The 11,940-nt window shown below is 47.1% G+C and carries 7 protein-coding genes and 1 pseudogene; 4 read left to right on the top strand and 4 right to left on the bottom strand.

Annotated elements, in window-relative coordinates; genetic code table 11:
- The 3 genes and pseudogenes from VIM87_RS25650 to VIM87_RS25640 all read right to left on the bottom strand — a co-directional run.
- A pseudogene (locus VIM87_RS25650) lies at nt 1–282 on the bottom strand (xylosidase); the annotation flags it as partial.
- 128 nt (nt 283–410) lie between these two features.
- A complete protein-coding gene (locus tag VIM87_RS25645; protein ID WP_331999749.1) occupies nt 411–803 on the bottom strand; it encodes a hypothetical protein in 393 nt (130 codons plus the stop codon).
- Between the two features lie 114 nt (nt 804–917).
- Nucleotides 918–3,113: a glutamine synthetase III gene (locus tag VIM87_RS25640; protein WP_331999748.1), complete on the bottom strand. Its 2,196-nt coding sequence runs from the start codon at nt 3,111–3,113 to the stop codon at nt 918–920.
- Nucleotides 3,114–3,653: 540 nt separating this feature from the next.
- On the opposite strand from VIM87_RS25640, the gene purL reads away from it, so the two are divergent.
- Nucleotides 3,654–5,909 carry a phosphoribosylformylglycinamidine synthase subunit PurL gene (gene purL, locus VIM87_RS25635; protein WP_331999747.1) on the top strand — a complete coding sequence of 752 codons (2,256 nt, stop codon included), beginning with the start codon at nt 3,654–3,656 and terminating at the stop codon, nt 5,907–5,909.
- 718 nt (nt 5,910–6,627) lie between these two features.
- On the opposite strand, the gene VIM87_RS25630 is transcribed toward purL, so the two are convergent.
- Nucleotides 6,628–7,869, bottom strand: a complete 1,242-nt coding sequence (locus VIM87_RS25630) for a pyridoxal phosphate-dependent aminotransferase family protein (RefSeq protein ID WP_331999746.1) — start codon at nt 7,867–7,869, stop codon at nt 6,628–6,630.
- Nucleotides 7,870–8,068: 199 nt separating this feature from the next.
- Between VIM87_RS25630 and pafA the strand changes: the two genes are divergently transcribed.
- The 3 genes from pafA to VIM87_RS25615 all read left to right on the top strand — a co-directional run bounded on the left by pafA (nt 8,069) and on the right by VIM87_RS25615 (nt 11,694).
- A complete protein-coding gene (gene pafA, locus VIM87_RS25625; protein ID WP_331999745.1) occupies nt 8,069–9,733 on the top strand; it encodes an alkaline phosphatase PafA in 1,665 nt (554 codons plus the stop codon).
- A gap of 252 nt (nt 9,734–9,985) precedes the next feature.
- Complete coding sequence (locus VIM87_RS25620; RefSeq protein WP_331999744.1) at nt 9,986–10,783, top strand: enoyl-CoA hydratase/isomerase family protein; 798 nt, start codon at nt 9,986–9,988, stop codon at nt 10,781–10,783.
- Nucleotides 10,784–11,025: 242 nt separating this feature from the next.
- The gene (locus tag VIM87_RS25615) at nt 11,026–11,694 is read left to right on the top strand and encodes a hypothetical protein (protein ID WP_331999743.1); all 669 of its coding nucleotides are present in this window, start codon (nt 11,026–11,028) and stop codon (nt 11,692–11,694) included.
- The last annotated feature ends 246 nt before the right edge of the window (nt 11,695–11,940 follow it).

Here is an 11,940-nt window from a genome sequence, read left to right as displayed (position 1 = left end):
ATGGTGCCATGGTTTCAGAAATTTACGGGGTACAAAATGCCATTGCAGCATATCATGGCTCCACCAGTAACCCCATTGGTTGGTTGAAAAAAGATAGTAATCGCCTTTGAAGAGGGTAATGGTAGGATCCGCTGTGGCACGGTGTTTACCCTGGGTTACAAAGTTAGGAATGGGGCAGTACCCATAGTCTATATTAATAGGATTGCAGTAAGTTTTTTGCTGGGCCAGCACGCTGGTAACCGGTATTAAGCACAGCAATAGCAGCACTAATCTTTTTCGCATGGTTGTTCCGTTTTTGTATCCGTAGCATTAAAAGTAAAAAAAATCCCGCTCACCGGAAGATGAGCGGGGATTCCTTACTTTAACCTAATTGTTCTTTATTGGAAATAATTATGACTGAGACTAAGCTATTATGTTTTGCCCGGTGTGGTTTTACCCGGTAGCTGCCGGTCCTGCAGGCGTTGGGCGCGCTGCCAGCGCTCCTGGCTTTTGATCATCCACTGCTGGTATTGTACATATTGGGTGGCGGAGAGCAGGGCTTTTACCTGGTCGGCATGTGTTTGCTGTAAGCGGTGCAGCTGTGCATCTTTTTCTGCGCTGCTAAGCGTTTCATTCCGGCGTATGCTTTTGGCCTGGCGGCGAAAGCTGGTTTCAATATTCTGAAGCTGCCTGCTTTGCGGGCCGGTGAGGGCCAGCTCCTGTTTCATTTTACGGCTTACTTTGTGGGGAAGCACGGTGCTGTCCTGCGCAAAGGCAATACTGCAGGTGCTGAGTATTATAAACAGGGCGGGTAGCAGCTTCATATAGATTGATGGTTTACTTTCATATAGACCGGATGGGGTACCGAAGGTTTAAAAAACAGAAAAGCCCACGGTGAAAACCGCAGGCTAATCATACACCAAAACAATCTTACGGTTTTATCGCAAGAAAAGCAGCTCTCTGTACTTGGGGAGACCCCATTTTTTGTCATCCACCAGGAACTCCAGTTTGTCGGAGTGGTAACGGATCACGTCAAAGTACGGCTTAATTTTTTCACAATAATCTATTGCCTTCTGACGGCTGTCTGTGAGCTTGTTAGCCACTTTACGCGCCTCAATCATAGCCTGTACGTTCTCACTGATGACATTAATATGTTCAGCTATTTTACCAGCTATTTGTTTTTGTGCTTTTACGGCATCTTCCCCTAAGCCAATATCCTTTAATCCGCGGATGTTTTCGATCAGCGTATTCTGGTAGCTGATGGCAGCCGGCAGAATGGTATTGGTGGCCAGGTCGCCGATTACGCGGGCTTCGATCTGCACTCTCTTCACATAATCTTCCAGCAGTATTTCATGGCGTGCGTGCAGCTCTTTTTCATTGTAAACACCGGTTTCCGTGAACAGCTTGGCTGCTTTGGGAGTTACCAGGGCATCCAGTGCCTGCGGTGTAGTTTTAATGTTCGGCAAACCTCGTTTTTCTGCTTCTGCAGCCCATTCTTCGCTGTAGCCGTCGCCTTCAAATAAAACTTTTTCCGAATCTACAATATATTTCCGAAGAGTTTGCATGATGGCAATCTCTTTTTTCTCGCCTTTTTCGATCAGGGAATCCACTTCTTTCTTGAACACCTGCAGGGTTTTAGCCATGATAGTGTTCAGGGTGGTCATAGCGGAAGCACAGTTTGCAGAAGAACCTACCGCGCGGAACTCAAACTTGTTACCGGTAAAGGCAAACGGAGAGGTACGGTTACGGTCGGTGTTATCCAGCATCAGCTCCGGAATGTGGCGGTGCAGATCCAGCTTCAGGATCGCTTCGTCCTGCTCATCAAACTTGTTGTTTACGCGGGTCTTAACTTCCTGCAGTACTTCAAACAGGTATTTACCTACGAAAACAGAGATGATAGCGGGAGGCGCTTCGTTGGCACCCAGACGGAAGTCGTTGCTGGCAGAAGCGATGGAAGCACGCATCAGGTCAGCATAGTCATGCACGGCTTTGATGGTGTTCACAAAGAAGGTCAGGAACATCAGGTTGGTCTTGGGTGTTTTACCCGGGGCCAGCAGGTTCACACCGGTATCGGTGGCCATGCTCCAGTTGTTGTGCTTACCTGAACCGTTAATGCCTGCAAAAGGTTTCTCATGCAGCAGCGCTTTCAGCTTGTGACGTTTAGCCACTTTATTCATTACGTCCATCAGCAGGGAGTTGTGATCCACTGCAATGTTCACTTCTTCAAAGATAGGAGCGCACTCGAACTGAGAAGGAGCCACCTCGTTGTGACGGGTTCTCAGGGGAATGCCCAGCTTGTAAGACTCTTCTTCAAAATCGCGCATAAAAGCGTAGGCGCGTTCCGGTATAGAGCCAAAGTAGTGATCTTCCAGCTGCTGACCTTTGGAAGGTGCGTGACCTACCACGGTACGGCCGCACATGATCAGGTCAGGGCGGGCATTAGCCAGGTTCTCGTCAACCAGGAAGTATTCCTGCTCCCAACCCAGGGTAGCGGTTACTTTGGTTACATTCTTATCAAAATAGTTACATACATCTACAGCAGCTTTATCCAGGGCAGACAGTGCTTTCAGCAGCGGCGCCTTGTAGTCCAGTGATTCACCGGTATAGGCTACAAAAATGGTAGGTATGCAAAGTGTTTTACCATATCCTTGTTCTATAATAAAAGCAGGAGAGGAGGGATCCCATGCAGTATAACCGCGGGCTTCAAAAGTAGCGCGGATACCGCCGCTGGGGAAGCTGGAAGCATCAGGCTCCTGTTGTACCAGCGCATCGCCGTCAAAAGTTTCAATAGCAGAGCCATCGCTTTTAATGGTGAAGAAAGAGTCATGCTTTTCAGCCGTAGTGCCGGTAAGGGGTTGGAACCAGTGTGTAAAGTGAGTTACACCTTTTTTCATGGCCCATTGTTTCAAACCAGCGGCAATCTGGTCGGCCATTTTACGTTCGATCTTAGAGCCAGCTTTAATGGAATTCATTAAGCTTTTATAAGCTTCGTCACTCAGATTCTCGCGCAGAACTTTCCCAGTGAAGACATTACTGCCAAACACTTCGGTGATTTTCCCGTTGAATTGTTCGGGTTTAATTTTTAAATCAACACCGGAAAGGTTTTCCAGCGCATTGAAGCGTAAAGATTGCATGCTGTAATTGATTTTATACTAAGTAAAGTAATTTTACACAAAAAAACATCCATTACGTAATATAAACAAGAAGTTTATTGTTTTTTGCTAAAAAATTTCATTTTAACAGTAAAAGAAGTGAATTTTTTAATTTTTCAACAAAAAAATGGGCGAGAAGGTTTTAGAACTGATATATTAAAAAAACAACTATATGAAACTGATTACTTAGGTAATCAGTAAGAAACGGTTAATGGAAAAGTACAATGATCAAATAAGACAAGCCAGGGGTAAGGGTTACGGCCGGCTATATTCGATAGCAGCCTCAAAAATGACCTTAAATATATAACGTACGTAGTTTTTATCTCCCAAACCGTCATACTATCGCCCCGGGCAGCACTAATCCTGGCCATAAAAATGGGGTTAAAGCCATTAGCCGGTACCGTTTTAAACACCTGCCTGCCTTTAATCCGGTGATACGTCTCCGGTTCCCCTTGTCAATTGCAGGAAATTTAGCTAGGTTTGCATTTCTTTCATACTACAAGTCTACAATTACCTAAATACATGCAAAGCACTGTAGAAACTTCCGATAAATTATTAAATACCACCGTAGAAACGGCCGAACAATTAGGACTTACCGCAGACGAATTTGAACGCATAAAAACCATCCTGGGCCGTGTGCCCAACTTTACGGAGCTGAGTATGTACTCCGTAATGTGGAGTGAGCATTGCAGCTATAAAAACTCCATTGTATGGCTAAAATCCCTGCCCCGTGAGGGCGACCGCCTGCTGGTAAAGGCCGGTGAGGAAAATGCAGGGCTGGTAGATATTGGCGATGGATATGCCTGCGTATTTAAAATAGAATCACATAACCACCCCAGCGCTATTGAACCCTTCCAGGGCGCTGCAACCGGTGTGGGCGGTATACACCGCGATATTTTTACCATGGGCGCACGCCCCATTGCCGCGCTGAACTCCCTGCGCTTTGGCAATTTGAAAGATGCAAAAACACAACACCTGCTGAAAGGTATTGTACATGGCATTGGCCATTATGGCAACTGCTTTGGCGTGCCTACTGTTGGTGGTGAAGCATATTTTGAAGACTGCTACGGTACCAACCCGCTGGTGAATGCCATGAGCGTGGGTATTGTAAAGGTTGGACAAACCGTTTCCGCTACTTCCTATGGTCCCGGCAACCCGGTGTTCATAGTAGGTTCCGCTACCGGTAAAGACGGTATTGGCGGGGCTTCCTTTGCCAGTGCAGATATTACGGAAGAAAGCGCAGAAGACCTGCCGGCCGTACAGGTAGGCGACCCCTTCCAGGAAAAGAAGCTGCTGGAAGCCTGCCTGGAAGTAATTAAAACCAATGCCCTGGTAGGCATGCAGGATATGGGCGCTGCCGGTATCACCTGCTCCACCGCAGAAATGAGCGCTAAAGGCGAGCATGGCATGAACATTTACCTGGATAAAGTACCTACCCGCCAGGAGAATATGAAAGCCTGGGAAATGCTGCTGAGCGAAAGCCAGGAAAGAATGCTGATAGTAGTGCACAAAGGCCGGGAGGCTGAAGTGCTGAAAATATTTGAAAAATGGGACCTGCACTGCGTACAGATCGGTGAAGTGACCAAAGAGCCGCACCTGAAGTTCTATATGAATGGTGTGCTGGAAGCGGATGTGCCTGCGGAAAGCCTGGTGCTGGGTGGCGGCGCTCCCCAATACCACCGCGCTTATACAGAGCCGGCTTATTTTGAAAAGATAAAAGCATTTGATGTACAGAACGTGCAGGATACCCTGCATCCCCGTTTTGTAGCGGAAAGGCTGGTGAAGCTGCCGAATATAGCTTCCAAACGCTGGATCTACACCCAGTACGACAGCATGGTAGGTACGGCGAATGCCAGCACCAATGCGCCCAGTGATGCGGCTATTGTACTGGTAAAAGGAACGAAGAAAGCACTGGCCGTTACCACAGATTGTAACAGCCGCTATGTATTTGCCAGCCCGCATATTGGCGGACAGATAGCGGTAGCAGAAGCTGCCCGTAACATTGTGTGCAGCGGCGGCGAACCGGTAGCCATTACCAACTGCCTGAACTTTGGCAACCCATACGATCCTGAAGTGTACTACCAGTTTGTACATGCTATTAAGGGCATGGGAGAGGCCTGCCGTAAGTTTAACACACCGGTTACCGGTGGTAATGTAAGCTTCTATAACCAGAGCCCGGATGGCCCCGTATATCCTACGCCTACCATTGGTATGTTAGGCATCCTGGACAGCCTGGAGCAGCGTATTACCCTGAACTTTAAAGAAGCCGGTCACCTGGTATACCTGGTAGGCCGCAGCCGTAATGATATTAACAGCTCTGAATACCTGCATAAGATCATTGGTATTGAGCACAGCCCGGCGCCGCATTTTAACCTGGAAGAGGAGCACCAGCTGCAGGCGGCTATTGCCAAGCTGAATAAAGCAGGTTTGATCCAGTCTGCGCATGATGTAAGCGAAGGCGGCCTGTTTGTTACCCTGCTGGAAAGCGCTATGGCCAGTGGTTTGGGCTTTGAAGCACATACCAATAACAACTTCCGTAAAGACGCTTACCTGTTTGGTGAAAGCCAGAGCCGGGTGGTAGTTACCGTAAAACCGGAGAATAAGGAGAAATTTGAGGCTTTACTGCATGGATTGATAGATGCTACAGACCACTCTGTACGCAGCGAAAAAATAGGTGTGGTAAAAGGGGAGCATGTAGTTATAGACGGTGAAGACTGGGGCAAAGTAGCCGAGTGGAAAGCGTTATATGACACTGCTATAGAAAACCATCTGCAATAAAGGGTTAATAGTAAGTAATACAACAAGGGCAAAAGGCGGTTTAACTGCTTTTTGCCCTTTGTTCATTAAAAGCTTTTTCAGGCAAATAACACATAGGTTTGTTCCTGTTTATAAAGGATTTTTATACATACATAGCTACCAAACAAAGTGTAGTATATGTATGCTGCTGCGGTGATTAACTGCTTGTAAATGTGGGGAGTTTCTCTACAGTACCTGAATTTCAGCTCTTATAAATGTACTTTACACACTTTAACCTGACTATTATACGCTGCAGATACATATTATTTGTTTATACAAATCACAAATTTTACGCAAACGCCGAACGTTGTAGCTTAGTATTTTATTATAAGTCATTTAACAGGCTATTAACAAAATGACACATTCGTGTGATCTTTTGTACGTACAGGAAACCTAATTTTGACAACAGAGAGAAGCAAAATACTACATTTAACACAAGAGAATCATTTACACCTTATTATAAAGTTTATTAGAACCATTTGGTTGTTTCTAATTCTATGAGACCAGTTAGTTCTACCATGTCCTCTGAAAGCTGCAAGCTTTAATTATTATTTTACACCTAGTGAAAGAACTTGATTTGTTGAAAGGGCCGACTGCAGTCGGCCCTATTTTTTAAAGTTACAAAGTGCTGCTATTCCATAAACAGAACGTCCCGTAAATCAATTGATCTACGGGACGTTTGCGTTTACAGCAGCGGGTTTTACACCATAGGTATCTCCGCTACTTTATATTCTTTCCTGTCCAGCTTTTGCTTGGTTTCGCTGAAAGCTTTCAGGGTTTGTGCAATATCATCATCGCTATGCGCTGCGGTTGGTATCAGGCGGTAAATGATCTGCCCTTTTGGTATTACCGGGTATACTACAATAGAGCAGAAGATGTTGTAATTCTCCCGCAGGTCCAGGCACATGGCGGTAGCCTCGGGAATATCGCCCTGCAGGTAAATAGGGGTTACCGGGGAGTTGGTGTGCCCGATGTTAAACCCTTTTTCCTTGAGGCCGCGCTGCAGCTTGTTCACATTATCCCACAGCTTAGCCTTCAGGGCAGGCTGGGTACGCATAAGCTCCACTCTTTTCAAATGTCCGATCACGAGCGGTAAGGGAACAGATTTGGCAAAGATCTGGGCGCGCATATTATAGCGCAGGTAGTTAATAATGCCTTTATCGCCGCTCATGAAAGCGCCTATGGAAGCGCCTGATTTGGCAAAGGTGTTGAACAGCAGGTCTATTTTATCCTGTACGCCCTGCTCTTCGCCGGTACCGGCGCCGGTTTTACCCATGGTGCCAAAACCATGCGCATCATCCACCAGCAGGCGGAACTCATATTTATCTTTCAGCGCGGCAATTTCTTTCAGCTTGCCCTGGTCGCCGGCCATGCCAAACACGCCTTCCGTAACTACCAGTATGCCGCCGCCGGTGGTTTTGGTAAGCTCTACGGCGCGGTTCAGCTGCTTTTCACAATCCACTATATCGTTGTGCTTGAATACGTAACGGTGCCCCTGGTGCAGGCGCAGGCCGTCAATAATGCTGGCGTGGCATTCTGCATCATACACGATCACATCCCGGCGGTTACAGATGGCGTCAATAGCGCTCATAATGCCCTGGTAGCCGTAGTTCAGCAGGGTAGTATCTTCTTTGCCCATGTAGTCAGACAGCTCTTTTTCCAGCTGCTCATGGTAATTGGTGTTGCCACTCATCATACGGGCGCCCATAGGAGCGGCTAAACCAAAGTCTGCTGCAGCCTTTGCATCCGTGGCGCGTACTTCCGGATGGTTGGCCAGGCCCAGGTAGTTATTCAGACTCCAAACAATTTTTTCCCGGCCTCTGAATTTCATACGCGGGCCAATTTCCCCTTCCAGCTTAGGGAAGGCAAAATAGCCATGGGCTCTTTCAGAATGCTCCCCAATGGGGCCTCTATGCTTCAGCAGCTTCTCAAATATATCCATATGTTAATTAATGATTAATTGTGATCATTAAAAATCGGCACAAAGGTATTAAATAATTACTTTTTGTAATCTTCCATTACTTTTGTTCCCACTTACCAAAACAATAAATTTTCAGGAAGCAGCCTGTACACAGTGAACCGGAAAGGCAAACCTGCGGCATCGCTTCATAGAACGGTTTTAAAAAAATAATTTTTCTGTCATGAAATGGATCAACTTACTGGTATTGGCATTTTTGTTTTTATCACATGGCTCTGCAGCTCAAAAAGCCACTTCTCCTCAACCTTTTTACCGCCCCGCTGAAGCAGCCGCTCAAACAGCGGGCCGCCCTAAGCTGGTGGTAGGCGTGGTGGTAGATCAGATGCGGTGGGACTATCTGTACCGTTATTACAACCGTTATACCGCTAATGGGTTTAAACGCTTGTTACGCGATGGATTCTCCTGCGAAAATACGTTAATTAACTATGCGCCCACCATTACCGCCTGTGGGCATACCTGTATATATACCGGCTCTGTACCGGCAGTGCATGGTATTATCGGGAACGACTGGTGTAATGCAGGCCTGCGCAGGAACGTGTACTGCGTAGAGGACAGCACTGTTAGCAGTGTAGGCGGCGGCGCCTTAGCCGGTAAAATGAGCCCCCGCAATTTGCTGGTAACCACTATTGGCGATGAGCTGCGCTTATCCAACAACTTCCAGAGCAAAGTAGTAGGCGTGGCCATTAAAGACCGCGGCGCTATTTTACCTGCCGGGCATACTGCCACAGCTGCCTACTGGTATGATGGTACCAGCGGCAACTGGATCAGCAGCACCTATTACATGAATGCCCTGCCAGGCTGGGTACAGAACTTTAACAGCCAGCAATGGCCCGGCCAGTACCTGAAAGCACCCTGGAACACGCTGTACCCTATTAATACCTATAAGCTAAGCACTGCCGATGAAAAGGCCTACGAAGGCAAATACAAAGGCGCGGATAATACCTCCTTTCCGCATGACCTGAGCGCTAATGCAAAATCCCTGATCGCCGCTACACCTTATGGTAATACCATGACGCTGGAATTTGCCAAAAAAGCGCTGGAAGCGTATAAATTAGGCAGTGGCGATGTAACGGACCTGCTGGCCATCAGCCTTTCCTCCACCGACTATGTGGGGCACCAGTTTGGGCCTAACTCTGTTGAAATAGAAGATACTTACCTGCGCCTGGATAAAGACCTGGCAGCCTTTTTTGATTACCTGGATAAAAAAGTAGGTAAGGGGCAATATACTTTTTTCATAACAGCCGATCATGGCGTAGCGCACGTACCCGGCTTTATGGAAGAGAACAAATTGCCCGGCAAAACCTTCAATGATGCTACGCTTATTAAAAGCCTGAATGATAGTATTAATGCCCGTTTTGGCATTGCAAAAGCAATACTGGGCGCCAGCAATTACCAGCTGTACCTGGACCATGCAGCCATTGCCAAAGCAGGTAAAACCCAAAAAGAGGTGGCTGATCTTATTATAACCCAGGTGATGGAATTACCGGCGGTGGTAAATGCATTTCCTTTACAGGAATTAATGACCACCCCTTTACCGGAACCTATGCGCACCATGCTGCTGAATGGCTTTAATGCCAAACGCGGCGGGGATATACAGCTGGTACTGGCGCCGGGATGGATAGACGGCGGCCCTACCGGCACTACGCACGGCCTCTGGTACCCGTATGATGCGCATATTCCGCTGGTATGGATGGGCTGGGGCATTCCGGCCGGTAAAAGTAACCGCACCATTGGTATGACGGATATTACCCCTACACTGGCAGCGCTGCTGCACATACAAATGCCCAGTGGTAACGTGGGCAAAGTAATTGAAGAAATAACGAGGTAAATGTGCGGATCTGCAGATATGCAAATGTGCAGATGAGGGGAATGTGTTAATATGCTGATATGCTAATGTGCTGGTTAAGGTACCGGTGGCATTGGTGTATCAGCATATTCATTTTATGTTGTATTGTATATCTGAACATTTACGTATCCCGCATATTTGTACACCGGTTTGGAGCGTTTAATTAGTTTGAGATTTGGTCTCAATTTAAGTAAATTGCTTTCCGGCCCCGGCCGGTGTATTAAAAATGTAACCTTGTCACACAACCTTACAACTACTTTTTCATTCATAACCTATGAGGTGAAGAACCGTATTGCAACGGTTACCCTGAACCGGCCGGAAAAGCGTAATGCGCTGAATGGCGCTATGGTAGCGGAGCTACAGCAGGCATTCAAGCAGGCGGGGGATGATGACGCGGTAAAAGTGATCCTGCTAACAGGGGCCGGCGATGCTTTTTGTGCCGGCGCTGACCTGGAATACCTGCAACAGCTACAGCAGAATACTTTTGATGAAAACCTGGCCGATTCCAAGGCCCTGATGCAGCTCATGCAGCAGATCTACCATCATGATAAAATAGTGATAGGCCTGGTACAGGGGCATGCCATTGCAGGCGGTTGCGGGCTGGTAACCCTGTGCGATCTGAGCTATGCCGTGCCGGAAGCCTTACTGGGTTATACCGAGGTAAAGATCGGGTTTATACCTGCGCTGGTGTCTGTGTTCCTGGTACGCAAAACAGGGGAGGGTCGTGCGCGGGAGCTGTTATTAACGGGCAAGCTGGTGAGCGCAGAAAAAGCGCAGGTGTATGGACTTATTAACGAAGTAGTACCCAAAGCAGACATAACCGACTACGTGAACAAGATAGCTGCCGGCTTATGTGAAGAAGCCGCTGCAAATTCTCTGAAAGTTACTAAACAATTGATAGGCATGGTGTTGGATAAGCCGCTGGATGAAGCCCTGGAGCAAGCGGCCCGCCTGAATGCACAAACCCGTGAGCATGCGGAGTGCAGGAGGGGGATACAGGCGTTCCTGAATAAAGAGAAGTTAGCCTGGTAAATTAATAATGAATAATTAAGAATTAATAATCGGGGGAAGTGTAGTGTGGGTAAAGGTGTGTAGTGCGATGATTTATTAATAGAGCAATGGAGTAGGGGTGAAAGTGTGTAATACCGCCGGAATTGTAATTAATAAGGCAGCAGCGTAGTATTGGCGAATATGTGCAGTAGCGGCAATGCGATTATTAATGATTCATTCTTAATTATTAATTAACCCGGACCTATGAAAAATAAAAGATGAAAATGCACAGAAAATCACTCAACAAATGGCTGCTTATTCTTTTGATATGCAGTGTGGCAGCAGGCCGTCTGTGTGCACAGCGTTTGGTGTCTGACATGAAGATCGTGTACAAGCTGGAGCTGCCACCCGAGCAGCTGCAGGCCGATGCTATGCTGGAAGGCAGCACCCTTACCCAATACATGCGCGGCCACCTGAGCCGGATAGATATGAACCTGAACGTGGTACACTATACTTACCTGATCAACAGCAAAGAGCAGAGCCTGATAACCCTGATCGATAATCATGGCGATAAATACCTGATCCGTTCAGACAAGGAAGAATATGATAAGGAGCTGAAACAGTACACCGGCATCCGTTTTAAGGACGAAACAGGTACTAAGGAACTGCTGGGCTATACCTGTAAAAAAGCCACCGGCATTATGCCGGACGGTAAAACCTTTGAAGTATACTATACCCCCGACCTGATACCGGAAAACAAACATTACAACCGGCGGTTTGTGAACCTGAAGGGAATGCCGCTGCAGTTTGAAATTATAACCCGCACCGGCGCTAAAATGAATGTAATAGCCACTCATATTGACTTACACCCGGTACCGGCATCTTTATTTGAAACGCCTGTTTCCGGTTATAAAGTGATCAGCAAAGAAGAGCTGCAGAAAATGGGAAGCTGAGCAGGGTATTATGAAAATAATTAAGGCCGGCGTTATTGCCGGCTTTTTTGTTGCGGAAATGGGGCGGGGAAATATCTTATAAACCATGGCCGGTAAGGAGTCTCAGGGAAATACAGCTGGTACCGCATAAATGCCGGGTTTGGCGCGGACGGTTTAAGGAAAGTTGCCTGTAAAGGACCTGGGGAATATGTGTTTGATCCCTGATTCCTGAAACTAAATAAAAAAGCCCGGAACATGGTTCCAGGC

Origin of the sequence: Chitinophaga sp. (assembly GCF_036569125.1) — a bacterium.
GTDB lineage: Bacteria > Bacteroidota > Bacteroidia > Chitinophagales > Chitinophagaceae > Chitinophaga.
Note: the sequence above shows the minus strand (reverse complement) of the source record. Positions and strands in the feature narration are given on the sequence as shown.

Excerpts from the sequence above, each read along its gene's own strand:
- VIM87_RS25645 (WP_331999749.1), bottom strand. The coding sequence starts at position 803 with ATGAAGCTGCTACCCGCCCTGTTTATAATACTCAGCACCTGCAGTATT.
- VIM87_RS25640 (WP_331999748.1), bottom strand. The coding sequence starts at position 3,113 with ATGCAATCTTTACGCTTCAATGCGCTGGAAAACCTTTCCGGTGTTGAT.
- purL (WP_331999747.1), top strand. The coding sequence starts at position 3,654 with ATGCAAAGCACTGTAGAAACTTCCGATAAATTATTAAATACCACCGTA.
- VIM87_RS25630 (WP_331999746.1), bottom strand. The coding sequence starts at position 7,869 with ATGGATATATTTGAGAAGCTGCTGAAGCATAGAGGCCCCATTGGGGAG.
- pafA (WP_331999745.1), top strand. The coding sequence starts at position 8,069 with ATGAAATGGATCAACTTACTGGTATTGGCATTTTTGTTTTTATCACAT.
- VIM87_RS25615 (WP_331999743.1), top strand. The coding sequence starts at position 11,026 with ATGCACAGAAAATCACTCAACAAATGGCTGCTTATTCTTTTGATATGC.